Here is a 24,524-nt window from a genome sequence, read left to right on the forward strand (position 1 = left end):
ACATGCTGACCGATACCAAGCTGCGCAATCTCAAGCCCAGGGACAAACTCTACAAAGTGAATGACCGGGAAGGTCTCTATGTGGGGGTCGCCTCAGAAAACGGAATCTATGGTCACTCCCGTTTTTGCAACACCGATTTTGACGACAAGTTGGCTTGCTTGAATCTATCCGGCGTCTGAATGGGATTTTATTCCCGCGCCTCGATGAGTTCCGCGCCTGATGAACCTCCAGAAAATATACGGCTTCAATGAGCCTTTCCGTTTTACAGGTTCCTCAACAGGCCGGTGGGCCGTTAGTATCATCAATATCAGTATTCGCAAAACCAGATGAATGATTGTTTAAACTGGTGTATTTCTGCCTTTATGCTTCGTAAGTTTGCTGTCGCGCCGTCAGTGCCCAGGCTATTCTGGCCAGCTTGTTTGCCAGAGCACAGGTGACGACAAAGTTGCTTTTCCGACACAACAACTCCCTGACCCAGTCGGCCAACTTGCCAGACTGGTGTTCCAGTTTTTGTATGAATACCCTGGCACACTGAACCAACAAAGTTCGGATCTTTTTGTTGCCCCGCTTGCTAATCCCTAACAATGTCGTCCGACCTCCCGTGCTGTACTGTCGGGGTACCAGCCCTGTTGCCGCCGCAAAGTCACGGCTGCTGGCGTACTGCTTCCCGTCGCCAATCTCAGTTGAAATAGTACTGGCAGTCAGCGTTCCAACGCAGGGAATACTCAGCAAGCGCTGTCCAACCTCATCTTCGTCCAACTTTCGTTTCAACTGAGATTCCAGATCTTTAATCTGCTCAACAAGATAGTGATAATGCTGTTGTAATTTCAGCAGTAACTGGCTGAGATAAAGAGGCAAACTACTGTCCTCAAGAAGGGTACTCAGTCGACTAATAACGGCAGCACCTCGCGGAACGCTGATACCAAATTCCAGCAGAAAAGCATGCATCTGATTAGTTGTTTTCACCTTATCCTGAACCAGGGATTCACGGACACGATGCAGAGCTCGCATTGCCTGCTGAGATTCGGTTCTGGGCTGCACGAAACGCATAGATGGACGTGATGCTGCTTCACAGATAGCTTCAGCATCAACGAAGTCATTTTTGTTGCTTTTAACGAATGGGCGGACAAATTGCGGTGATATCAGCTTTGGAAAATGCCCTAACTCTTCCAGCTTGCGTGCCATAAAGTGAGAACCGCCACAGGCTTCCATCGCGATGGTTGTTGCCGGGCATGTCGCCAGAAATTCGATTAGCTTTGGTCGGGTGAATTTTTTACGGTAAACGGCCTTCCCACGATGATCCTGACAATGAATATGGAAAGAGTTCTTACCCAGATCGATACCAATAAGCGCAATGTTTTCCATGATGGTTCTCCGAATGAAAGCCTGTCCTCAGCATAGTACTGGGAAGGAGGGAGTGACCATCTCATTAAATAAAGCACGCTAAGCCGGTTGCAGCGGTCGTAGCGGCCTGAACTTGCCCGCGCCGATCTTGGCGCTGCTGCGCCAGAGGTAATCGCCGGTGAGGTTGATGTGCTCCCAACCGAGCGGCGACAGGTACTGCAACAGCGCGTCATCAACGGCATGGCCGTTGCCACGCAGCGCGTGCGCAGCCCGTTCCAGATAGACCGTGTTCCACAACACGACGGCAGCCGTTACCAGATTGAGGCCGCTAGCCCGGTAGCGCTGCTGCTCGAAACTGCGGTCGCGGATTTCACCCAGGCGGTTGAAAAACACTGCCCTGGCCAGCGCATTGCGCGCCTCGCCCTTGTTCAGGCCGGCATGCACGCGGCGGCGCAGTTCCACGCTTTGCAGCCAGTCCAGGATGAACAGCGTGCGCTCGATGCGGCCCAGCTCGCGGAGCGCCACGGCCAGGCCGTTCTGGCGTGGGTAGCTGCCGAGCTTTCGGAGCATCAGGGAGGCCGTCACCGTGCCCTGCTTGATCGAGGTGGCCAGCCGCAGGATTTCGTCCCAATGGGCGCGGACGTGCTTGATGTTGAGCGTGCCGCCGATCATGGGTTTCAGCGCGTCATAGGCGGCGTCGCCCTTCGGGATGTAGAGCTTGGTGTCGCCCAGGTCGCGGATGCGCGGCGCGAAGCGGAAGCCCAGGAGGTGCATCAGGGCGAAGACGTGATCGGTGAAGCCCGCCGTGTCGGTGTAATGCTCCTCGATCCGCAAGTCGGACTCGTGGTACAGCAGGCCGTCGAGCACGTAGGTCGAATCGCGCACGCCGACGTTCACGACCTTGGTGTGAAATGGCGCGTACTGGTCAGAAATGTGGGTGTAGAACGTCCGCCCTGGGCTGCTCCCGTATTTCGGGTTGATGTGGCCGGTGCTCTCGGCCTTGCTGCCGGTGCGGAAGTTCTGGCCGTCCGACGATGAGGTGGTGCCGTCGCCCCAGTGCTCGGCGAAGGGATGGCGGAACTGTGCGTTGACCAGATCGGCCAGCGCCGCCCCGTAGGTTTCGTCGCGGATGTGCCAGGCTTGCAGCCAAGCCAGCTTGGCGTAGGTCGTGCCGGGGCAAGACTCCGCCATCTTGGTCAGGCCCAGGTTGATCGCGTCGGCGAGGATCGTGGTCAGCAACAGGTTCTTGTCTTTGGCCGGGTCGCCCGATTTCAGATGCGCGAAATGCCGAGTGAAGCCCGTCCATTCGTCCACCTCCAGCAGCAGTTCGGTGATCTTGACGTGCGGCAGGATCATTGCCGTCTGGTCGATCAGCGCTTGGGCGGTGTCGGGTACCGCCGCGTCGAGCGGCGTGATCTTCAAGCCTGACTCGGTGATGATGGCGTCCGGCAGCTCGTTGGCCGTCGCCATACGGTTGACGGTGGCAAGCTGTGTTTCCAGCAGCGTCAGCCGGTCGTTCAGGTACCGGTTGCAGTCGGTGGCCACGGCCAGCGGCAATTCGCTGGCCTGCTTGAGGCTGGCGAATTTCGCGGGCGGCACCAGGTAGTCCTCGAAGTCCTTGAACTGGCGCGACCCCTGCACCCAGATGTCGCCGGAACGCAACGCGTTCTTCATCTCCGACAGCGCGCACAGTTCGTAGTAGCGCCGGTCGATGCCGGTGTCGGTCATGACCAGCTTCTGCCAGCGCGGCTTGATGAACTCGGTCGGCGCGTCGGCGGGCACCTTGCGGGCGTTGTCGCTGTTCATGCCGCGCAGCACCTCGATGGCGTCGAGCACGTCCTTCGCGGCGGGAGCGGCCCGCAGCTGGCACTGTTGCAAAGTTAGCGATGAGGCAGCCTTTTGTCTTATTCAAAGGCCTTACATTTCAAAAACTCTGCTTACCAGGCGCATTTCGCCCAGGGGATCACCATAATAAAATGCTGAGGCCTGGCCTTTGCGTAGTGCACGCATCACCTCAATACCTTTGATGGTGGCGTAAGCCGTCTTCATGGATTTAAATCCCAGCGTGGCGCCGATTATCCGTTTCAGTTTGCCATGATCGCATTCAATCACGTTGTTCCGGTACTTAATCTGTCGGTGTTCAACGTCAGACGGGCACCGGCCTTCGCGTTTGAGCAGAGCAAGCGCGCGACCATAGGCGGGCGCTTTATCCGTGTTGATGAATCGCGGGATCTGCCACTTCTTCACGTTGTTGAGGATTTTACCCAGAAACCGGTATGCAGCTTTGCTGTTACGACGGGAGGAGAGATAAAAATCGACAGTGCGGCCCCGGCTGTCGACGGCCCGGTACAGATACGCCCAGCGGCCATTGACCTTCACGTAGGTTTCATCCATGTGCCACGGGCAAAGATCGGAAGGGTTACGCCAGTACCAGCGCAGCCGTTTTTCCATTTCAGGCGCATAACGCTGAACCCAGCGGTAAATCGTGGAGTGATCGACATTCACTCCGCGTTCAGCCAGCATCTCCTGCAGCTCACGGTAACTGATGCCGTATTTGCAGTACCAGCGTACGGCCCACAGAATGATGTCACGCTGAAAATGCCGGCCTTTGAATGGGTTCATGTGCAGCTCCATCAGCAAAAGGGGATGATAAGTTTATCACCACCGACTATTTGCAACAGTGCCACTTCGACGACTACCTGCTGCCGGCCGAGAAGTTCGCCGCACTCAAGCGCGAGCAGGCCCTGCCCCTGGCGATCAACCCGAACAGCGACCAGTACCTGGAAGAGCGTTTGCAGCTGCTGGACGAGCAGTTGGCCACCGTCACCCGCCTGGCCAAGGACAACGAGCTGCCCGATGCCATCCTCACCGAGTCAGGGCTGAAAATCACCCCGCTGGATGCGGCGGTGCCGGATCGGGCGCAGGCGCTGATCGACCAAACCAGCCAGTTACTGCCGCGCATCAAGATCACCGAACTGCTGATGGACGTGGACGACTGGACGGGCTTCAGCCGCCACTTCACCCACTTGAAGGACGGGGCCGAGGCCAAAGACAGGACGTTGCTGCTGTCCGCAATCCTCGGTGATGCGATCAACCTCGGGCTGACCAAGATGGCCGAGTCGAGCCCCGGCCTGACCTACGCCAAGCTGTCCTGGCTGCAAGCCTGGCACATCCGCGACGAAACCTATTCGGCGGCCTTGGCCGAGCTGGTCAACCACCAGTATCGCCACGCCTTTGCCGCCCACTGGGGCGACGGCACGACCTCATCCTCCGATGGCCAGCGCTTCCGCGCGGGTGGCCGGGGCGAGAGCACCGGGCACGTCAACCCGAAGTACGGTAGCGAGCCGGGACGGCTGTTCTATACCCATATCTCCGACCAGTACGCGCCGTTCAGCACCCGCGTGGTGAATGTCGGCGTCCGCGATTCCACCTATGTGCTCGACGGCCTGCTGTACCACGAGTCCGACCTGCGGATCGAGGAGCACTACACCGACACGGCCGGCTTCACCGATCACGTCTTTGCCCTGATGCACCTGCTAGGCTTCCGCTTCGCGCCGCGCATCCGCGACCTCGGCGAAACCAAGCTGTACGTGCCGCAGGGCGTGCAAGCCTACCCGACGTTGCGCCCGCTGATCGGCGGCACCCTGAACATCAAGCACGTGCGTGCCCACTGGGACGACATCCTGCGCCTGGCCAGCTCGATCAAGCAGGGCACCGTCACCGCCTCGCTGATGCTGCGCAAGCTCGGCAGCTACCCGCGCCAGAACGGACTGGCCGTGGCCCTGCGCGAGCTGGGCCGGATCGAGCGCACGCTGTTCATCCTGGACTGGCTGCAAAGTGTTGAACTGCGCCGCCGCGTGCATGCCGGCCTGAACAAAGGTGAGGCGCGCAACTCGCTGGCCAGGGCGGTGTTCTTCAACCGCCTTGGGGAAATCAGGGATCGGAGCTTCGAGCAGCAGCGCTACCGGGCCAGCGGCCTCAACCTGGTGACGGCGGCTATCGTGCTGTGGAACACGGTGTACCTGGAACGCGCCACCCAGGGGTTGGTCGAGGCCGGCAAGCCGGTGGACGGCGAGCTGCTGCAATTCCTGTCGCCGCTGGGCTGGGAGCACATCAACCTAACCGGCGATTACGTCTGGCGGCAGAGCCGCAGACTGGAAGACGGGAAGTTTCGGCCCTTACGGATGCCCGGAAAACCTTAGCGTACGATTTTTTCCGAATTCTGCGGGCTCCCCTATCTCATCTGCGCAAGGCAGAACGTGAAGACGGCCGCCCTGGACCTCGCCCGCGAGCGCCAGGCGCACGAGGCCGGCGCGCGGACCCGCGCCACGGCCCACGAGCGGACGCCGCAGCAGGAGCGCCAGAAGGCCGCCAGAGAGGCCGAGCGCGGCCGTGAGGCTTGGACGCTAGGGCAGGGCATGAAAAAGCCCGTAGCGGGCTGCTACGGGCGTCTGATGCGGTGGAAAGGGGGAGGGGATGTTGTCTACATGGCTCTGCTGTAGTGAGTGGGTTGCGCTCCGGCAGCGGTCCTGATCAATCGTCACCCTTTCTCGGTCCTTCAACGTTCCTGACAACGAGCCTCCTTTTCGCCAATCCATCGACAATCACCGCGAGTCCCTGCTCGAACGCTGCGTCCGGACCGGCTTCGTCGAAGGCGTCTATCGCGGCCCGCAACAGCGGCGAGAGCGGAGCCTGTTCAACGGTGCCGCCGCGCTCGCCGGCATCGCTGTCGCCGGCCTGCTCCTCAAGCACGGCCCCAACAGTGAAGTAGCTGATTGTCATCAGCGCATTGACGGCGTCCCCGGCCGAAAAACCCGCCTCGCAGAGGAAGCGAAGCTGCGCGTCGGCCGTTTCCATCTGCGGTGCGCCCGGTCGCGTGCCGGCATGGATGCGCGCGCCATCGCGGTAGGCGAGCAGCGCCTGCCTGAAGCTGCGGGCATTCCCGATCAGAAATGAGCGCCAGTCGTCGTCGGCTCTCGGCACCGAATGCGTATGATTCTCCGCCAGCATGGCTTCGGCCAGTGCGTCGAGCAGCGCCCGCTTGTTCCTGAAGTGCCAGTAAAGCGCCGGCTGCTGAACCCCCAACCGTTCCGCCAGTTTGCGTGTCGTCAGACCGTCTACGCCGACCTCGTTCAACAGGTCCAGGGCGGCACGGATCACTGTATTCGGCTGCAACTTTGTCATGCTTGACACTTTATCACTGATAAACATAATATGTCCACCAACTTATCAGTGATAAAGAATCCGCGCGTTCAATCGGACCAGCGGAGGCTGGTCCGGAGGCCAGACGTGAAACCCAACAGACCCCTGATCGTAATTCTGAGCACTGTCGCGCTCGACGCTGTCGGCATCGGCCTGATTATGCCGGTGCTGCCGGGCCTCCTGCGCGATCTGGTTCACTCGAACGACGTCACCGCCCACTATGGCATTCTGCTGGCGCTGTATGCGTTGATGCAATTTGCCTGCGCACCTGTGCTGGGCGCGCTGTCGGATCGTTTCGGGCGGCGGCCGGTCTTGCTCGTCTCGCTGGCCGGCGCTGCTGTCGACTACGCCATCATGGCGACGGCGCCTTTCCTTTGGGTTCTCTATATCGGGCGGATCGTGGCCGGCATCACCGGGGCGACTGGGGCGGTAGCCGGCGCTTATATTGCCGATATCACTGATGGCGATGAGCGCGCGCGGCACTTCGGCTTCATGAGCGCCTGTTTCGGGTTCGGGATGGTCGCGGGACCTGTGCTCGGTGGGCTGATGGGCGGTTTCTCCCCCCACGCTCCGTTCTTCGCCGCGGCAGCCTTGAACGGCCTCAATTTCCTGACGGGCTGTTTCCTTTTGCCGGAGTCGCACAAAGGCGAACGCCGGCCGTTACGCCGGGAGGCTCTCAACCCGCTCGCTTCGTTCCGGTGGGCCCGGGGCATGACCGTCGTCGCCGCCCTGATGGCGGTCTTCTTCATCATGCAACTTGTCGGACAGGTGCCGGCCGCGCTTTGGGTCATTTTCGGCGAGGATCGCTTTCACTGGGACGCGACCACGATCGGCATTTCGCTTGCCGCATTTGGCATTCTGCATTCACTCGCCCAGGCAATGATCACCGGCCCTGTAGCCGCCCGGCTCGGCGAAAGGCGGGCACTCATGCTCGGAATGATTGCCGACGGCACAGGCTACATCCTGCTTGCCTTCGCGACACGGGGATGGATGGCGTTCCCGATCATGGTCCTGCTTGCTTCGGGTGGCATCGGAATGCCGGCGCTGCAAGCAATGTTGTCCAGGCAGGTGGATGAGGAACGTCAGGGGCAGCTGCAAGGCTCACTGGCGGCGCTCACCAGCCTGACCTCGATCGTCGGACCCCTCCTCTTCACGGCGATCTATGCGGCTTCTATAACAACGTGGAACGGGTGGGCATGGATTGCAGGCGCTGCCCTCTACTTGCTCTGCCTGCCGGCGCTGCGTCGCGGGCTTTGGAGCGGCGCAGGGCAACGAGCCGATCGCTGATCGTGGAAACGATAGGCCTATGCCATGCGGGTCAAGGCGACTTCCGGCAAGCTATACGCGCCCTAGGAGTGCGGTTGGAACGTTGGCCCAGCCAGATACTCCCGATCACGAGCAGGACGCCGATGATTTGAAGCGCACTCAGCGTCTGATCCAAGAACAACCATCCTAGCAACACGGCGGTCCCCGGGCTGAGAAAGCCCAGTAAGGAAACAACTGTAGGTTCGAGTCGCGAGATCCCCCGGAACCAAAGGAAGTAGGTTAAACCCGCTCCGATCAGGCCGAGCCACGCCAGGCCGAGAACATTGGTTCCTGTAGGCATCGGGATTGGCGGATCAAACACTAAAGCTACTGGAACGAGCAGAAGTCCTCCGGCCGCCAGTTGCCAGGCGGTAAAGGTGAGCAGAGGCACGGGAGGTTGCCACTTGCGGGTCAGCACGGTTCCGAACGCCATGGAAACCGCCCCCGCCAGGCCCGCTGCGACGCCGACAGGATCTAGCGCTGCGTTTGGTGTCAACACCAACAGCGCCACGCCCGCAGTTCCGCAAATAGCCCCCAGGACCGCCATCAATCGTATCGGGCTACCTAGCAGAGCGGCAGAGATGAACACGACCATCAGCGGCTGCACAGCGCCTACCGTCGCCGCGACCCCGCCCGGCAGGCGGTAGACCGAAATAAACAACAAGCTCCAGAATAGCGAAATATTAAGTGCGCCGAGGATGAAGATGCGCATCCACCAGATTCCCGTTGGAATCTGTCGGACGATCATCACGAGCAATAAACCCGCCGGCAACGCCCGCAGCATCGCGACCGTCATCGGTGAGAAGTTCGGCAGGTATTGGGTGGTGACAATGTAGGTGCTGCCCCAAATGGCAGGTGCTATCGCTGTGAACAATAAATCGGGCGTGCGTAATGACATGCGATTACAAGACCTCCGCTACGGCGATGGGTTTTTGAGAGTTGCAGGCGCCGCGATGACCGCACCCTGACTTGGACTGGCCCTGCCTCGCACCAATCCACCTGCGGCTATGGCCGCGATCATGCGAGGCCCGAAAATTACACGACCTGTACACGTCCGCCGAACCCGGAACGCAACAGAGCTTCGTGGGCATCCCGATCCGGGTCGTAGCAGCAGTCCTGGACCAAACGCACGTCGTAGTCCGCATCACTAGCCCAGGCGACGCTTGAAAGAACAACGCCGGTGGTGCTTATCCCGGCCATGACAAGCGTGCTTACGCCGCGCGTCCGAAGGTCGGCGTCGAGCGCCGTGCCATAAAAGACGCTGGCTCGCGGACATGCATAGAAAAGGTCGCCCCGTTCGATCGCAAGCCCTTCGACGGGCAGACCGGTGCGAAATCGTCCGCTCGGGAGATACGGTGAGATTTGGCGATTCGTCGCCGGCGGCGCATGTTCATACTCTTCGCCGAGCGAAAAGTTGGGGAACAGCACGGGCCGGCCGCGCAAGGCGTGCTGGCAGCCGTGCAGACCCTGCGTGAGATGAACGCCGACAACCTGCGCAAGGTGCCGGCCGATGCACCCACGGCCTTCATCAAGCCGCGCTGGAAGCCGCTGGTGATCACCCCGGAAGGCCTCGACCGGAAATTCTACGAAATCTGCGCCCTGTCCGAGCTGAAGAACGCCCTGCGCTCCGGCGACATCTGGGTCAAGGGCTCGCGGCAGTTCCGCGACTTCGACGACTACCTGCTGCCGGCCGAGAAGTTCGCCGCACTCAAGCGCGAGCAGGCCCTGCCCCTGGCGATCAACCCGAACAGCGACCAGTACCTGGAAGAGCGTTTGCAGCTGCTGGACGAGCAGTTGGCCACCGTCACCCGCCTGGCCAAGGACAACGAGCTGCCCGATGCCATCCTCACCGAGTCAGGGCTGAAAATCACCCCGCTGGATGCGGCGGTGCCGGATCGGGCGCAGGCGCTGATCGACCAAACCAGCCAGTTACTGCCGCGCATCAAGATCACCGAACTGCTGATGGACGTGGACGACTGGACGGGCTTCAGCCGCCACTTCACCCACTTGAAGGACGGGGCCGAGGCCAAAGACAGGACGTTGCTGCTGTCCGCAATCCTCGGTGATGCGATCAACCTCGGGCTGACCAAGATGGCCGAGTCGAGCCCCGGCCTGACCTACGCCAAGCTGTCCTGGCTGCAAGCCTGGCACATCCGCGACGAAACCTATTCGGCGGCCTTGGCCGAGCTGGTCAACCACCAGTATCGCCACGCCTTTGCCGCCCACTGGGGCGACGGCACGACCTCATCCTCCGATGGCCAGCGCTTCCGCGCGGGTGGCCGGGGCGAGAGCACCGGGCACGTCAACCCGAAGTACGGTAGCGAGCCGGGACGGCTGTTCTATACCCATATCTCCGACCAGTACGCGCCGTTCAGCACCCGCGTGGTGAATGTCGGCGTCCGCGATTCCACCTATGTGCTCGACGGCCTGCTGTACCACGAGTCCGACCTGCGGATCGAGGAGCACTACACCGACACGGCCGGCTTCACCGATCACGTCTTTGCCCTGATGCACCTGCTAGGCTTCCGCTTCGCGCCGCGCATCCGCGACCTCGGCGAAACCAAGCTGTACGTGCCGCAGGGCGTGCAAGCCTACCCGACGTTGCGCCCGCTGATCGGCGGCACCCTGAACATCAAGCACGTGCGTGCCCACTGGGACGACATCCTGCGCCTGGCCAGCTCGATCAAGCAGGGCACCGTCACCGCCTCGCTGATGCTGCGCAAGCTCGGCAGCTACCCGCGCCAGAACGGACTGGCCGTGGCCCTGCGCGAGCTGGGCCGGATCGAGCGCACGCTGTTCATCCTGGACTGGCTGCAAAGTGTTGAACTGCGCCGCCGCGTGCATGCCGGCCTGAACAAAGGTGAGGCGCGCAACTCGCTGGCCAGGGCGGTGTTCTTCAACCGCCTTGGGGAAATCAGGGATCGGAGCTTCGAGCAGCAGCGCTACCGGGCCAGCGGCCTCAACCTGGTGACGGCGGCTATCGTGCTGTGGAACACGGTGTACCTGGAACGCGCCACCCAGGGGTTGGTCGAGGCCGGCAAGCCGGTGGACGGCGAGCTGCTGCAATTCCTGTCGCCGCTGGGCTGGGAGCACATCAACCTAACCGGCGATTACGTCTGGCGGCAGAGCCGCAGACTGGAAGACGGGAAGTTTCGGCCCTTACGGATGCCCGGAAAACCTTAGCGTACGATTTTTTCCGAATTCTGCGGGCTCCCCTATGTTACCGGAACAGCACGCCGCAGAAGCGCGCTATCCTATTCCTGTTGAGGATTTCCATTTCAGTATTTTCACTGCGGTGAACAATCAAACGGTAATGACATCCAGCGCTGAAATTGTGTTAGTGATTGAGGGGACCGCGACATTAAGCCATGCCAGCGGCGAGAGCCTTTTGCTTCACGTCGGGCTGTCAGCATTTATCCCAGCCTCCATCGGGCGATGGTTGCTGACTACGACTGGGAAAGTCTGTCGAGTATCGTGTTAATGTAAAATTAGAGGGGGTACAGCCCCCTTGTTTGTGTTTACTTAGCCCTAAATAAGGTTGAGTCTATCCCGCGCGTCCTGCAGGCGTTGCTCCCCGCGACGGTCATACTGCTGGGTGGTGGTGACGCTCGCGTGGCCCATCGCATCCTTCACGGTAATTAAATCCTCCCCGTTATCCAGCATCGCGGTGGCGAAGGTTCGCCTCAGATCGTGTGGAGAACATTTCGTGATGCCGGCCTGACCCTGGCGCACCTGCAGGATATGGTACACCGCCTGGTCGGTTAGCCGGTTTAGAGTCACATCCCCGAAACGACGGATGCGTGTGAACAGCGGGCCCGGGGTCTCGCCCCGGATCTCATCGATCCAGATCTGCAGCCGCTGCCAGGCACCGGCCGGGACATATGCCAGTCGCTCCTTGTTTCCCTTACCCAGCACTCTAAGCGCACGGTCCTGAGTGACAACGTCACGCAAATCCAGGCTCACTACTTCGGATCGTCGCAGGCCGCAGCCGAGAATGACCGCCAGCATCGCTGCATCCCGCGCCCCGAGGCAGCTGCGATCGGCTTCACAGACGGCAAACAGGGCGCGGATCTCCCCCTGGGGCAGCGCCCGACCGCTGGGCAGCCGACTGCCGCGCAGGTTACGGACCGCCCGGATATGCTGGAAGCTCTCCACATCCATGAGCCGGAGCATCCAGGCTTCCTTCGCCACGCCCTTGAGTGCCGAAAGATAGGTGTTGACGGTGGCGGTGGCCCGGCCGGTGTCGCGCAGCAGTTCGGTCACGGCCATCACGTGATGGCGCCGCAGGCTGCCCCAGCTGCAGGACTCCAGGGAGGCAGCTCCGAGCATAACGGCGACGATGTTCAGGAACGAGGCCATGGTCTGCCGGCTGCGGTGGGAATTGAGTGAAAGCAGGTAGGCCCGGGCCGGGCTGACCGGGGCATTCTCACCTGACAGCGCCGGCAGGAATTCCTCACTGGCTGCGGGCAGACTCAGCTCCGGTTCGTCATCGGGAATCAGGATCATGTCGGGCTCCGTCCGGCGCGCTGCGTAAAAAATCGGGGGCAAACTTACTGTCAGAGCGTACCGCAGAAAGTCTACTTTTTCAAAGGTACATTTTAATAAGTAGACTTGAAGCACTTGTTCTTAGCTGTACGATTACGGTGATGCTGCCAACTTACTGATTTAGTGTATGATGGTGGTTTTGAGGTGCTCCCGTGGCTTCCATCTCCATCAGTTGTCCCTCCTGCTCAGCTACTGAAGGCGTGGTGCGTAACGGTAAAAGTACTGCCGGACATCAGCGCTATCTCTGCTCTCACTGCCGTAAAACATGGCAGCTACAGTTCACTTACACCGCCTCTCAGGCCGCAGTCGGTAAACTCACGCATACAACCGGGCAGTGACGTCATTGTTTGCGCGGAAATGGACGAACAGTGGGGTTACGTCGGCGCTAAATCACGCCAGCGCTGGTTGTTTTACGCGTATGACAGGATACGGAGGACGGTTGTTGCACACGTCTTCGGTGAACGTACTATGGCCACGCTGGAGCATCTTCTGAGCCTGCCGTCGGTCTTTCAGGGCGCGTAGTTCCTTTTAAACACCAGTTCTGTATCTCTTTTAAAGATCCTTTAATAAATCCTGTAAACACATAACCTCTTCATCGCCTACCCTGTGGACAGGCTCCGGAGAATGCCCGCTCTTGCAGCGACCTGACGGTCGCGCCGGTTCGGCAACATCAGAAAGAGCTCCCATCGCTTCGCGAAGGGCCCCGACCGGAGAACCAAATTAGTTACAGCATTCAAAAGAAAGCTCATCATAAAACCGGCGCCGGTTTGCCGGCCGGGTGCCCCTCCCCACCACTGAAAAGCGCCGCCGCCCCCGGCCGAAGGCCGGGAGTAGTGTCGCTTTTAATGATGGGTGTTGTAACTACTCTTCTTCATCGCTGTGGGTGGAGCTGCGGTCAGTTGTCGGGTACACGCTCGTAAGCGGCCCTTCGGCCCGCTAACGCGGAGATACGCCCCGGCTGCGGCTGACGCCTTGCCGGGACCACTCCGACCGCGTACAGAGGCATCTGAGACATTTTTAGCGGGTATAGCTTTGCAACTACCGTGTTAAGTTCCCTGGTGTCGCTGAAATAACTGAAGAACATCCCCCTAAGCGTCAGCAGCAAGCTGCCGCCGCTAAGGCCCCGGAAATCACGCCCTTTACGTCGTAAACGCCGTAAAGCCCGCTCACCGGGGTTAAAAGGGATTACTTTTACTTCTTCATTGCTGTAAGCGGGTTAAGGCTAATCAGGGCAGGGGGTAGGGTGGCAGAGTTTATAGCCAGGTAACCGGCTACGCCGGGCTTTCGGCGCCATTTGACTCCACAAATTTTCAAAATTCGCAACGATCGAGAACACCAAAGCTATAATCGCAAATATTACGACAATGCCTACTCACTTTTGACTCGTCCTTGATTTGACATAACCTCATGTATTTTAAGGTTTATATCTTTTAACCTGACAGGTTTAGTTAACAAAGGAGCCTGTCCGATAGAGTGTGCATCACTGTATGCGCTGATGAATATGAAAGGCGTGGATCGATTAGGATTCTGACTGCTACTAACAGTTGCATACAGCTCATCACCTGTCATGCCTGGCATTTGTAAATCACTCAGGACAACGTCATAAGGTTTACGCAGAAGCTTTTCCAGGGCTCGTTCAGGCGAGGTTGTAGCCTCGACAATGTATCCAGCATTAGTAAGCAGACTGGAAAGAGACGAACAGGCCATTTCATTATCATCAATAACAAGCAAGCTAAGAACGCCGAAGACATCTCCGGGAGCTGAAGCAGATACCTCAGCTGTTGCAAGGCTGCTATCTCCCAACTTGATAGGTATTCTCACTGTAACAGTTGTACCTACATTTACTTCACTAGATATATGAATAGTACCTTTTAATAGTCTGATTATCCCTGCAACAATAGCAAGTCCCATCCCAAATCCAGGTACAGTGGATTTCGAATCTACAACTCGTGTAAATGGTTTAAATATGAACTTTAGTTTGTCTTTAGGGATTCCCTTTCCGGTATCAGAAATGACAATATTTAATACCTTACCTTTTTCTATAAAGTAATCTACATTAACTTCCCCGCGCTCAGTGTACTTAATAGCGTTACTGGTTAAGTTTTCAATTACTTGATTAAGGCGTAGAGCATCTGTAAAAATCACTGCATCATTATTGTTTTTTATTTTAACTGTGACATCCTTTTTTTCATAAATAGCAATGCAATCCTGCACAGCGTTAGTAACAATTGCTTGCAAGCTATTATAGGTGTTTTTTATCTCTACAGATCCGTTGTCAATTTTTGCAAATTCAGCCAAATCATTTAACTGGCGCTCCATTTTCGAAACAGCAGTTTCAAGTCGTTCTATCTGACCAGATTTAATCCCTCCACTCAGATTATTGGTTACGACATCAATGATAGACACTATTGCCTGTAAAGATGTTCTGAGTTCATGGCCTACCATACCTAAAAATGCATTTTTACTGGCAAAAGCAGCCCGTTCTGATAGTAACAATCGGTTAATTTTACTTATGTAAATAAATAGGACAAAAAGAAGTAAGGAAATCAACCCACCTGTAATAAAAAGCAGAGTCCATAACTGCTGACGTTTGCTCCTGAAATCTTTAAGAGCGTCATTCCTTTGTGCTATTTCAGCCATATCAGCAAGATTTGTAACGGTTTTAGTTAGCGGTTTTATATCAGCTATGATTGTACTTATTTTTTTATAATCAGGGTGATTATGCGAAAGCAGCCCGTCTATGTCTTCAAGCTTTTTGTTTATCGAATCAATTGTTTCTTCATAGCCTTGCTGTTTATATAGAGGTGCAGTCGCCTCACTCTTTACATAAATAACATTCAAACGAGAATAAAGGATATCGAATTTAAGCCTAACATCGTCAATAGTATTATCGCTATTGATTAGCGTGTAAAGCTCATTCAACTGTATAATGAATTTTGCCACTGAGAAACCGTAGTTTTCTTGGGTGCCAGCGACGGTGTATAAATTTTTCTCCGATAAAAGACTGGTGTACTTAACAACACTAGACACAGTGAATGCTATCAACAAAAGCAGAGCAACCAAAATGATAAAGAAATTTTTTTTCATTTGAGCACCGTAATTTTGTCTATCTGCCAAATGAACCGTGCAAGATAGTGTGGCGTGTTAAGCTCAATATAATGTTCATCTAAAGGATATACCAAAAAATAAGGTCCAAAATCCCTTATTTGAAGCCTTTTTCCATCCATTTCTGTAGCCAATAAAATGTTATATTTTTCAACGTCATTCATGTCTACAATGATTTCATAATCATTCAGAGCATGGAATTTTAGCTTTGCTCCATTAGCGCCAGCGAGTTTTAAAACATAACTTAGGTCGACGCCCTTGAATTTTACTTTTTTACCGGTTGGCGTCCAAGGTGTTGTCGTTACGATGGTATCCCGTGGGAACGAATCAAACTGCTTTTCAGTAATCACATAACCTTTATCACTGTTAGCATTAGCGATTGAACCATCTATAACTATATCCCCAATATTGCTATATGCACTAATTGACAAAAGCATTAGGGATAAGAATGATATTATTTTAACCATAAAGATACTCCCTGTAATTATTTTCCACCATTTTAACCAGTTGGAAATCTTCACTACTCTGAATTTTTTCTAATCTTTTATTCCCAACATAAATCGACTTACACTTACTGTAATACTTTGTTCTTAATTCTGGCGGTATTGTATTAAACACGCATTCAGTAGGTACACCAAATCCAGCGGCTATATGCAATGCAGAGGAGTCACAAGTATAAACGTTGCTAGCATACTTAATTAGCGCTATGAAATCTTTCGTATGGGGTGAATACTTTGATATGTTAATATAATTTTTATGATTCACATCCACGAAACCTAGTACCGTTTTTCCTTCGCGCCTAGAAAGCATATCAACTATGTCATAATAGAACTTCGACGGTATACTTCTTATTTTTGTGCTAGCAATAGGTGCAAAAAGTGTGTAGTTTTCAAAAACTGGCGCTCCGAGATCAATATTGCCTAACCATTTATTAGATAGCTCATTATGGTTAACATCATCAAGTTTCACGCCAAGACCTTGGATAAAATAATCATGCATTTCCATAATATGGAAATCTGGAGAATATAGCTGATTTCCCACATCAATATTCAATGCAGTACAAGGCAATTTCTGAATATGAAAAGGCATGTAATGAAGCTCATCTATAACCGAGGATGCTAATTCATACAGTTCCTCAACATATGACGGTGCAGTCTCCGGTCGAATAAGCTTAATTTTAATCTTGGGATTCTTTTTTTTGATTGCTGACAGCACAGAAATCCCGACGATAGAATCACCTAATGTCACTCCCATGCCATTGATCACATTTAGGTGTTCTATTTCAGAGTAATCACTTGAGAATTTTTGTATATTCCAGTTTTTTATAAGACCATTGTTTAATGGTAAAATATTTTCATAGCTTAGCTTCTGACAATCGTAAGGTGCTACGATCAAACTATCGTTACTTATCAAGCTACCGGAATATTCAAGTAAATTTCTCATAATCTATCTGGCGAAATATTTTTCAATGTTAGATTTGATGATGCCTGATTTAATCGGCTTTTCGTATGGTCCCACAATGTCATAATCATGAATTGACTTTACAATTTCATCATCTTTTATACCAGATAGTTGACCTGTAAGAACGATTATCATTGCATTTTTATTTTTTGACGACCTTATAGCTTTAACCAACTTAAAGCTTGTTTCATCACCGATGATCCAGTCCAAAACATATGCGTCATACGGATTTGTTGCGACAGCTTGAGTAAGTTTTTTCAAGTTATCATAAGTATCTACTTGATAATAATCGTTCGAAAGGATTTCTTTTAAGCTTTCGGTGATATTAGCATCGTCATCAAGTAGTGCAATTCGATACTTAGTGCTGCTAATTACCTTTGGATTTATGACAATACTTTCTATGCTTCGTTTTGATTCATAAAGCAGTTCATCTTTTAAATCATTTGTCGGAAAAATGTTCCATTGGTCAGCTACTTTCAGTGCTGAGTATTCTGTGTTTACTTCCGAACCTTCAGGATAGAGGCATACCTTACAAGAGTGTTCACTGCGGCCATCGTTCCAGATCGCATCTTGAATTTCTTTATTATCCTCATAATAAATACGGAAAAACTCAATCATATCCATGCCAACGGATTGGACTACTTTTATGAGTTGCTGAACCTCCCACTTGGTCGCACCATTCAACTTCTTATAGCCCGCTGATGTAGTGATCTGTAGCACCTTACTTATGTAACTATTGTGCTTTACCTTGGAAATACCTTTTTTGGTCAATACCTTCGCCAGTACCTCTATCACTTTTGCATCATCGAGATCTTGCATTTTTATTACTCTGAATTTGGAGATTTTCTTGATTTTATCCTGCCAGTATTTTTTTTCAATTTTTTCAAACATCTCCAACATTTTACACAGCTGAAAAAGTCCTAAAAATTGGAATCATTCTTAAATCGATACTATAAGTTATAATTTTATTGAATACCCAACTTATAAGCACTATTGTATTAATCAAATCATTAGCTCTTTAATAACCTAGCAGCGGCGTTCCCCGGTCAGGATAAGGAGGTGTTTTCTGTGACTGCGTAAAGAGATGACGTGCCGCGCCTGTAATGGGTAACACTCTCACTCCTCTGTATCGTTAAGCCTCCCGTTTAATCCTTCCCTGTCTCCCACTGTGCACCGCACGCGGGTGGCTTACTCATACCCAGGAGAAACAGCCATGAGCATGCAAACCATCCGCCGTAAGGCGCTGCGTCAGAATCCTTATTCAACTCTCGGCAAGCCGCCGCTACGCTCCTCCCGTGACCGTATCACGCGTGCCATTAATGGCACCTGGTCGCTCAGGGAGCTGCCGGATAACGTCCGAGAATTGCTAATTGAACGGGCAGCCCTGCGGGCAGAAATCACTACCCTGACTGTGAAAGCGCAGGGACTCAAAAAATCCGATGTATCCGTACTTATTGCCGACAGGCTGCGACGTATCGATGCAATCACCTCACTGCTGGAAAATAGGAAATGTAATGCCTGACATCACGCCTGCTCCGGCCTCACTGCTTGAAGCCGTATTCACCCCCATGACCGAGTACACGCACAACGTGTATTCGGTGAAGGGTGATCGGCTGGCAATGACGCTTACAAAAATCGGTGTTGCCCAAGCTAACAGCCAGGGCGACATTCAGTTATTTATCAACCCGGACTGTGCCACCGGTAAGGTACTGCTCTACAGAAAGGACTGACTATGTTAACCACTGCCGCGTTGTTTCAGCTCGCAATGCAGTGTGCTCCCGCCGTTCACCCCGATACCATCCACGACATCACCCGCACCGAATCCGGCTTAAATCCATATGCCATCGCTGAGATTGTCCCGGTAAAGGGCGGCAGGAGCCGCGTGATTTCTCATCTGCCTTCGTCGAAAGACGAGGCGCTAAAAATTGTGGAGGCCATAAAGCAGAAAAAGCACCGTTATTCAGTAGGGCTGATGCAGATAACCAGCACCAACTTCCCGCAGTTCGGCGTAAGCGCCGAATCCATGTTTAACCCCTGTGACAACATGACTGTTGCCGCGAAAATCATCACCGACTGCTATCAACGAGGAGGAACATTACAGCGCGCCCTGAGCTGCTATTACTCAGGCAACTTTGAAACCGGCCAGCGCCCGGAAAGCGCGTTCGGCAACACAAGCTACGTACAGCGTATTGGCTACGTTGTGCCCTCAACGCGGGCAGAACAGCAGACAGCATCTCCCTCATCCGGGGAAGCGCCTGCCGTCCCGTCCGACAACACTGTTTACCCGGATAGCGTCATACGCGGCGTAATTCCGGCACCCGACACCACCCCGACCAGCATCGCTGCTTATCCGCCACATGTCGTGCGCGGCGGCCTCGCTGTGTCTTCTGATTAAGGAAGAGATCATGACTTTACGTACTATCAAAACCGCTGCAACCCGCCTGATTGCCGCATTTTCCGCCCTGTCTGCTGTTCCAGCAATGGCGGCCAGCGCTGACCAGGCATTTCAGAAAGGCAGTGACGCCATTAACTGGGTCTTCCTCGGCCTAACTGGTATGTCAGTCGTCACTATCAGCTGTGCGGTGGCCTTTATCGCCTACAAGATGCTTGTTGACGGCAAGGCCTGGCACGATCTCCAGCGCGTGTTCTGGGCGGGTGTCCTGCTCGCCGGGGCGTCCGGGTTCGGTGCCTACTTCGCCGCCTAAGGAGGCAGCATGACCATCCTCAACAAGGCGCTGACCCGACCGGCGGCGCTGTGGGGGGTCCCGCTTGTCCCCCTGCTGTTCACCCTGTGCATCCTTACCCTGGCGGCCGTCTGGTCACGTTTTTACTGGCTTCTCCTGCTTCTCATACCTGCCTTTATCGAGCTGAGACGGCTGGCAAAAGAGGACATTCATTTCTTTGACCTGAAGTTGCTGGCGTTTAAAACGCGTGGCAACCGCGCGGCGACCCGGCATTTCGGGACAAAGGCGCTTGTCGCAAACCAGTACGACGCCATAGACGTTACGGAGTTTATAAAACATATGCGGCTCAACGAGAGTATCCCGCTGTCCCGCTATCTCCCCTGGTCTTCCCACCTGCACGAGCAGGTGGTGAAGAACAAAAAAGGTGACTTTGTCAGCACCTGGGAGATCGGCGGTATCATTTTTGAATGCGAGGATGAACATTACCTCGCCACCCTGGACATGCAGCTCAACAACGTTATCCGCTCCTTTGAGGGGCTACCCGTTACCTTCTATACCCATCTGGTGAGCGACGAATTTACCGACACGCTTGAATGTGAATCCGGGATTCCGTTTTCAGATGAAATCGCGCGTCTGTTTTACGCCTCCCGCGAGGGCAAACCTTTCTACCAGCGTCGCCTCTTCTTCACCGTCTGCTTCAATCCGCACACCGGCATTGAGCGGGCGACCATGAAACAGAAGTCCCTGGGCGAACGTAAAACCCTGCTCGACAATGCCCTGCAGGTGATGCAGGAGCACCGGCAAGCGATTGGCACGGCGCTGTCACGCTACGCGGCGCGGCCGCTTGGCACTTATGAGGAGAACGGGCACGTGTTCTCCTCCCAGCTGGCGTTTTACAACTTTCTGATCACCGGCAGGTGGCAGAAAGTCCGCGTCACCCGCACGCCGTTTTATGACGTGCTGGGCGGCACGGATATTTTCCCTTCCACCGACATTGGCCAGGTCAGCCACACCGACGGCCAGAGCTACTTTCGCGGGCTGGAAATCAAGGATTACAGCACTGAAACCATCACCGGGCTGTATGACTCGCTTCTTTATGCCCGCTGCCGGTACGTGTTCACGCAGTCCTATACCTGCATGGGTAAGGATGAAGCGCGGGGCTGCATCCGCACCATCGAGAAACGCCTGAAGTCTGCCGAGGATGATGCGATCTCCCAGCAGGAAGACCTGAAGGTCGCCCGCGACATGCTTCAGTCCGGCATTATTTCATTCGGGAAATATCACCAGACGCTTATTGTCAGCGCCCCAACCAGCGAGCAGGTTATCCGGGACACCAACACCCTGGCGGATACCCTGAAGGATCTCGGTTTCATCATGACCCTGTCCCGCGAGTCGCTGTCGGCGGCGTATCTCGCGCAGTTGCCGGGTGTGTATCACCTGCGCCCGCGTCTGGTGCCGGTGAGCAGCCTCAACTACGCCGAAATGGTGTCGTTTCACAACTTTCACCCGCACAAGCGGGACGGGAATGCCTGGGGGGAGGCGATTGCCGTTGTTCCGACCCCGTCCGGGGGATGTCAGTACGTGAATCTGCACAACAGCCAGGCCGATGTTGACGAGTTCAGCGAGAAGCCGCCGGGTAACACCATGCTGCTCGGCAGTACCGGGACGGGGAAATCGACCCTGCTGATGATGTTCCAGCATCTGATGCAGAAATACCGGCGTCCTGAGTCGTTTGCGCCGGGGGCGACGAAAAAGCGCTTCACCTCGGTGGTCTTTGATAAAGACCGTTCGGCGGAAATGTCGATACGCCTCCAGGGCGGCTCGTACTTCCGTTTCCGTTCAGGCGAGAAGACCGGCCTTAACCCGTTTGCGCTCGCTCCAACGAAACGTAACCGCAACTTCCTCAAGAAGCTGATGCGAATGATGTGCACAAGGGACGGCAAACCGCTCGACCCGCGCGATGAAGAACGCCTCAGCGAGGCAGTGGACACCATCATGCTGGACTACCCGCCTGAGCTTCGTCGCAACGGCATCACCCGCATGCTGGAAGTGCTGCATGAAGCCCCGACGAAGGACGCACGGATGAACGGGCTGCGCATCCGTCTCCAGCAGTGGGCGCAGGGCGGGGAGTTTGGCTGGGTGTTTGATAATGACGTGGACACCTTTGATATCGACAATATTGATAATTTCGGCATCGACGGCACGGAGTTCCTGAACGACAAAGACGTGCGCAGCCCGCTCACCTTCTACCTGCTCTACCGCGTGACCAGCCTCCTCGATGGCCGCCGCCTGGTCATTTTCATGGATGAATTCTGGAAATGGCTTCAGGACCCGGAGTTTTCAAAATTCGCCCTCGACATGCTGAAGGTCATTCGAAAGCTCAACGGCATTTTCTTCCCGGCCACGCAGTCGCCGGAGGAGATGTGCAAGCACGAGATCTCGGCGGCCATTATCGAGCAGTGTAGTACCCGCATCTTCATGGCGAACCAGCAGGCGAAGGAGTACGACTACGTGGACATGCTGCGGGTGCCGAAAGCGGTTTACGACATCGTGACCACCCTCGACCCCTACGCCCGCCAGATGGTGATCATGAAATCTCCGCTGCGGCGTGGTGACGTGCGCCCGTATATCGCACAAATCACCCTCGACCTCTCCGGGCTAGGTCGCTACACGAAGCTGCTCAGCGCCAGTGCGGACAACCTGAAAATTTTTGACGAGATCTGGCAGGAGGGTATGAAGCCGGAAGACTGGAAAGACGAAATGCTGAGACGTGCCGTTTAATCACAAAAGGATAACACCATGAAACTGAAAACCACCCTGACGGCGCTGACCGTCGCCTTGTGTCTCTTTCACGTCCCGGCTCAGGCCGGTATTCCCGTTTTTGATGAAGTAGCCAACGCCAGCAACATCCAGCAGTGGGCGGAGAAGCTCCAGCAGTGGCAGCAGACGGTTCAACATTATCAGTCGCAGATGAACGCTTATAAACAACAGCTGGCAACGGCCACCGGTATTCGGGACGTCCAGGCATTCCTGAATCAGGCAAAAAACCTGACGGCTGACATTAAAAATCTGAAAAACAGGGGGATTTCCTTAAACGATCTGTTAACCGGCTCAGGCGGGTCTTATGCTGGGGAACTAAACAGGCTGTATGACAAATACAAACTGTTCGACAACTGCCCGGAGAACGCCAGCGAGGCGTACCGGGATAGCTGCAAACAGATGCTCCTCAATCAGGCGGTGTCCGTCGAGGACACTTCTGACATCCAGGAAAAAATTTCCGACACGCTGAGCGATATTAGTAATCTCGCCAGTCGCATCGAGAATGCGAAGGACAGTAAAGAATCGCAGGATCTGGCGAACGTAGTGTCCGCGCGGAGTATCCAGCTGAACGCCCTGACCACTCAATGGGAAATGTCGGTCAAACAAAGTGAGATGCGCAACCAGCTGCTTGCCGAACAACGCCGAAAGGCGCAGGCCGAGCAAATGCGCACAGCTCCAATCGCAGACCTTAACTAACAGGTGACCCCATGAAACTGAAGACACTGACCTTTATTGTTCTGGCCTCAGTGGCCGCGCTTACTGGCTGCGAGGATAAAACCTCCGTAGACTGGTATATGGCACACCATGACGACATGCTGGCGAAATACAGGGAGTGCATTTTTAATCATAATTTTGTGCCCACCGATTGCCAGAATGCACGCTCCGCCCTTCACCGTGAAAAAGCTAAACCTGATGTTGCCGAAGGATATAAGCAAATCCTGAAAGACCTTGATAAAGCTCGCGTGCAAGAGCCTATTGCTGACCTGAATTAGCGACAGGAGAACGCACCATGAGTGGAATATTCGTCGGATTAAACAGCCACATCATGGAGGGGTTTGACAGCGTGCTCACCAGCGTGGCCGCCGATACGGGGGGGTGGATGGCACACCTGTTCTCCATCGCGGTGCTCTCGCTGTACATCACGTGGCGCGCCTACCAGACGATGGCAGGCAAGCTAGTCCGCCCCTTCGAGGAGATCGTGTGGGACGTGAGCCGGATGCTCATCATCATGATTTTCGTCACCAACGCCGGAGGCTATCTCGATCTGGTTTCGGATGCCATCACCGGCCTGCGGGACGGATTCAGCGGCGACGCGTCGATCTGGGCGCGGCTGGATACCGTCTGGGAAAAGGCTCAAGCACTTGGGGAGAAGCTTTACTCTTATGATGATTCAACCTATGTCGCTCTAAAAGGCACTCTGGCGCAGTTTCTGGTCTGGGCAGGCGTCATGTTACTGGTAGGCATCACGGCCATCATTAACCTGATAGCCGAACTGGTGATGCTGCTGATGCTGGCGACCGCCCCGATCTTTATCTACTGCCTGATGTGGTCGTGGTTCCGGGATATGTTCAGCAACTGGCTCAGAATTATTCTGGGCTGCATCCTTACATCCCTGTTCAGCGGCATCGCCCTGACGGTGGTAATGGATTACCTGGACTACATCCTGGCGGGCGCCACAAAAGCATCCGATGCCAACTACCTGACTCTGGCCGTTCAGGTCTTCCTCGGCACGGCGGGTGCCGCCGCCGTGATGGTCCTGACCTATAAGCTGGCCGAGGCGCTTGCCGGTGCATCCGCACAGGGTGCCGCTCAGGCACTTGCCGCGTCGGGAGTAGGTTCAGCCCGTCAATCCGCCTCCTCCGCAGCCGGTGCGGTGGGGGATAAAGCCTCACAGAACCTTAACAGCACCGGCAGCGCAACGGCCTCGTCTGCCTCCACGGCCTCCCGCGCCACCGGCGATGCGCGCAGCCGCAGCCGCGCCGCCGTTCAGCGGATGCAGGAACGCTACCAGAGATAACCCAGTCTGACTGAACTGCGGGACGCCGCAACGGCGTCCTG

Annotated in this window: 21 protein-coding genes and 5 pseudogenes; 15 read left to right on the top strand and 11 right to left on the bottom strand. The window is 55.1% G+C overall.

Annotation, left to right across the window (positions count from 1 at the left end; translation table 11 throughout):
* Nucleotides 1-2: 2 nt before the first annotated feature.
* Nucleotides 3-107, top strand: a pseudogene (locus tag AABJ99_RS24490) (Arm DNA-binding domain-containing protein); the annotation flags it as partial.
* A gap of 253 nt (nucleotides 108-360) precedes the next feature.
* Here AABJ99_RS24490 and AABJ99_RS24495 read toward each other — a convergent pair.
* The 3 genes and pseudogenes from AABJ99_RS24495 to AABJ99_RS24505 all read right to left on the bottom strand — a co-directional run bounded on the left by AABJ99_RS24495 (nucleotide 361) and on the right by AABJ99_RS24505 (nucleotide 3,966).
* The gene (locus tag AABJ99_RS24495; protein WP_000427619.1) at nucleotides 361-1,365 is read right to left on the bottom strand and encodes an IS110-like element IS5075 family transposase; all 1,005 of its coding nucleotides are present in this window, start codon (nucleotides 1,363-1,365) and stop codon (nucleotides 361-363) included.
* A gap of 78 nt (nucleotides 1,366-1,443) precedes the next feature.
* Nucleotides 1,444-3,210, bottom strand: a pseudogene (locus tag AABJ99_RS24500) (Tn3 family transposase); the annotation flags it as partial.
* 51 nt (nucleotides 3,211-3,261) lie between these two features.
* Nucleotides 3,262-3,966 carry an IS6-like element IS26 family transposase gene (locus AABJ99_RS24505; RefSeq protein ID WP_001067855.1) on the bottom strand — a complete coding sequence of 235 codons (705 nt, stop codon included), beginning with the start codon at nucleotides 3,964-3,966 and terminating at the stop codon, nucleotides 3,262-3,264.
* Between the two features lie 65 nt (nucleotides 3,967-4,031).
* Between AABJ99_RS24505 and AABJ99_RS24510 the strand changes: the two are divergent.
* Both AABJ99_RS24510 and AABJ99_RS24515 read left to right on the top strand, forming a co-directional pair.
* A pseudogene (locus AABJ99_RS24510) lies at nucleotides 4,032-5,546 on the top strand (Tn3-like element TnAs1 family transposase); the annotation flags it as partial.
* A 57-nt stretch (nucleotides 5,547-5,603) separates the two neighbouring features.
* Nucleotides 5,604-5,846 (top strand): hypothetical protein, encoded by a 243-nt coding sequence (locus AABJ99_RS24515; protein ID WP_024203663.1) that lies wholly within the window; start codon nucleotides 5,604-5,606, stop codon nucleotides 5,844-5,846.
* A gap of 31 nt (nucleotides 5,847-5,877) precedes the next feature.
* Here AABJ99_RS24515 and tetR(A) read toward each other — a convergent pair whose 3' ends face one another.
* Nucleotides 5,878-6,528 (bottom strand): tetracycline resistance transcriptional repressor TetR(A), encoded by a 651-nt coding sequence (gene tetR(A), locus AABJ99_RS24520; RefSeq protein ID WP_000164043.1) that lies wholly within the window; start codon nucleotides 6,526-6,528, stop codon nucleotides 5,878-5,880.
* A 105-nt stretch (nucleotides 6,529-6,633) separates the two neighbouring features.
* On the opposite strand from tetR(A), the gene tet(A) reads away from it, so the two are divergent.
* Nucleotides 6,634-7,833 (top strand): tetracycline efflux MFS transporter Tet(A), encoded by a 1,200-nt coding sequence (tet(A), locus tag AABJ99_RS24525; protein WP_000804064.1) that lies wholly within the window; start codon nucleotides 6,634-6,636, stop codon nucleotides 7,831-7,833.
* 31 nt (nucleotides 7,834-7,864) lie between these two features.
* Here the strand turns inward: tet(A) and AABJ99_RS24530 are convergent, their stop codons facing one another.
* Together AABJ99_RS24530 and AABJ99_RS24535 are read right to left on the bottom strand one after the other, a co-directional pair.
* Nucleotides 7,865-8,749, bottom strand: a complete 885-nt coding sequence (locus AABJ99_RS24530) for a DMT family transporter (RefSeq protein ID WP_000058717.1) — start codon at nucleotides 8,747-8,749, stop codon at nucleotides 7,865-7,867.
* A gap of 137 nt (nucleotides 8,750-8,886) precedes the next feature.
* Nucleotides 8,887-9,279 (bottom strand): cysteine hydrolase family protein, encoded by a 393-nt coding sequence (locus AABJ99_RS24535; RefSeq protein ID WP_001351729.1) that lies wholly within the window; start codon nucleotides 9,277-9,279, stop codon nucleotides 8,887-8,889.
* 3 nt (nucleotides 9,280-9,282) lie between these two features.
* On the opposite strand from AABJ99_RS24535, the pseudogene AABJ99_RS24540 reads away from it, so the two are divergent.
* Nucleotides 9,283-11,034: pseudogene (locus AABJ99_RS24540) on the top strand (Tn3-like element TnAs1 family transposase); the annotation flags it as partial.
* 34 nt (nucleotides 11,035-11,068) lie between these two features.
* On the top strand, nucleotides 11,069-11,332 hold the full coding sequence (locus tag AABJ99_RS24545; RefSeq protein ID WP_001531263.1) for a hypothetical protein: 264 nt from the start codon (nucleotides 11,069-11,071) through the stop codon (nucleotides 11,330-11,332).
* Between the two features lie 47 nt (nucleotides 11,333-11,379).
* On the opposite strand, the gene AABJ99_RS24550 is transcribed toward AABJ99_RS24545, so the two are convergent.
* The gene (locus AABJ99_RS24550; RefSeq protein ID WP_000600827.1) at nucleotides 11,380-12,357 is read right to left on the bottom strand and encodes a tyrosine-type recombinase/integrase; all 978 of its coding nucleotides are present in this window, start codon (nucleotides 12,355-12,357) and stop codon (nucleotides 11,380-11,382) included.
* Between the two features lie 191 nt (nucleotides 12,358-12,548).
* Between AABJ99_RS24550 and AABJ99_RS24555 the strand changes: the two are divergent.
* Nucleotides 12,549-12,906 (top strand): annotated as a pseudogene (locus AABJ99_RS24555) (IS1 family transposase); the annotation flags it as partial.
* An 858-nt stretch (nucleotides 12,907-13,764) separates the two neighbouring features.
* Here the strand turns inward: AABJ99_RS24555 and AABJ99_RS24560 are convergent.
* Genes AABJ99_RS24560 through AABJ99_RS24575 form a run of 4 tightly spaced genes read right to left on the bottom strand, consistent with a single transcriptional unit; the run spans nucleotide 13,765 to nucleotide 17,862 of the window.
* The gene (locus AABJ99_RS24560) at nucleotides 13,765-15,483 is read right to left on the bottom strand and encodes an ATP-binding response regulator (protein ID WP_000739198.1); all 1,719 of its coding nucleotides are present in this window, start codon (nucleotides 15,481-15,483) and stop codon (nucleotides 13,765-13,767) included.
* Nucleotides 15,480-15,968 carry a molybdopterin-dependent oxidoreductase gene (locus AABJ99_RS24565; RefSeq protein WP_000238872.1) on the bottom strand — a complete coding sequence of 163 codons (489 nt, stop codon included), beginning with the start codon at nucleotides 15,966-15,968 and terminating at the stop codon, nucleotides 15,480-15,482. Before AABJ99_RS24565 ends, AABJ99_RS24560 begins: the two co-directional genes overlap by 4 nt.
* Nucleotides 15,961-16,944, bottom strand: coding sequence for a hypothetical protein (locus AABJ99_RS24570; protein ID WP_032201035.1), 984 nt, complete (start codon nucleotides 16,942-16,944; stop codon nucleotides 15,961-15,963). Before AABJ99_RS24570 ends, AABJ99_RS24565 begins: the two co-directional genes overlap by 8 nt.
* Nucleotides 16,945-16,947: 3 nt before the next feature.
* Nucleotides 16,948-17,862, bottom strand: coding sequence for a helix-turn-helix domain-containing protein (locus tag AABJ99_RS24575; protein WP_000891983.1), 915 nt, complete (start codon nucleotides 17,860-17,862; stop codon nucleotides 16,948-16,950).
* Between the two features lie 313 nt (nucleotides 17,863-18,175).
* Between AABJ99_RS24575 and AABJ99_RS24580 the strand changes: the two genes are divergently transcribed.
* The 8 genes from AABJ99_RS24580 to AABJ99_RS24615 are packed head-to-tail and all read left to right on the top strand — an operon-like array spanning nucleotide 18,176 to nucleotide 24,483.
* Entirely contained in the window at nucleotides 18,176-18,484 is a 309-nt protein-coding gene (locus AABJ99_RS24580) for a hypothetical protein (protein WP_064195765.1), read from the top strand.
* Entirely contained in the window at nucleotides 18,477-18,692 is a 216-nt protein-coding gene (locus AABJ99_RS24585; RefSeq protein ID WP_001112907.1) for a hypothetical protein, read from the top strand. Before AABJ99_RS24580 ends, AABJ99_RS24585 begins: the two co-directional genes overlap by 8 nt.
* Nucleotides 18,693-18,694: 2 nt before the next feature.
* Nucleotides 18,695-19,357, top strand: a complete 663-nt coding sequence (locus tag AABJ99_RS24590) for a lytic transglycosylase domain-containing protein (protein WP_000958205.1) — start codon at nucleotides 18,695-18,697, stop codon at nucleotides 19,355-19,357.
* A gap of 10 nt (nucleotides 19,358-19,367) precedes the next feature.
* A complete protein-coding gene (locus AABJ99_RS24595) occupies nucleotides 19,368-19,667 on the top strand; it encodes a TrbC/VirB2 family protein (RefSeq protein ID WP_000175462.1) in 300 nt (99 codons plus the stop codon).
* A gap of 9 nt (nucleotides 19,668-19,676) precedes the next feature.
* Entirely contained in the window at nucleotides 19,677-22,427 is a 2,751-nt protein-coding gene (locus tag AABJ99_RS24600) for a VirB3 family type IV secretion system protein (RefSeq protein ID WP_032201036.1), read from the top strand.
* Nucleotides 22,428-22,445: 18 nt separating this feature from the next.
* Nucleotides 22,446-23,162: a type IV secretion system protein gene (locus AABJ99_RS24605; protein ID WP_000770034.1), complete on the top strand. Its 717-nt coding sequence runs from the start codon at nucleotides 22,446-22,448 to the stop codon at nucleotides 23,160-23,162.
* A gap of 11 nt (nucleotides 23,163-23,173) precedes the next feature.
* Nucleotides 23,174-23,458, top strand: coding sequence for an EexN family lipoprotein (locus AABJ99_RS24610; RefSeq protein ID WP_000769859.1), 285 nt, complete (start codon nucleotides 23,174-23,176; stop codon nucleotides 23,456-23,458).
* 17 nt (nucleotides 23,459-23,475) lie between these two features.
* Nucleotides 23,476-24,483 carry a type IV secretion system protein gene (locus AABJ99_RS24615; protein WP_032201037.1) on the top strand — a complete coding sequence of 336 codons (1,008 nt, stop codon included), beginning with the start codon at nucleotides 23,476-23,478 and terminating at the stop codon, nucleotides 24,481-24,483.
* The last annotated feature ends 41 nt before the right edge of the window (nucleotides 24,484-24,524 follow it).

The organism is Escherichia coli (assembly GCF_036503815.1).
In the GTDB taxonomy this organism is placed as follows: domain Bacteria; phylum Pseudomonadota; class Gammaproteobacteria; order Enterobacterales; family Enterobacteriaceae; genus Escherichia; species Escherichia coli_F.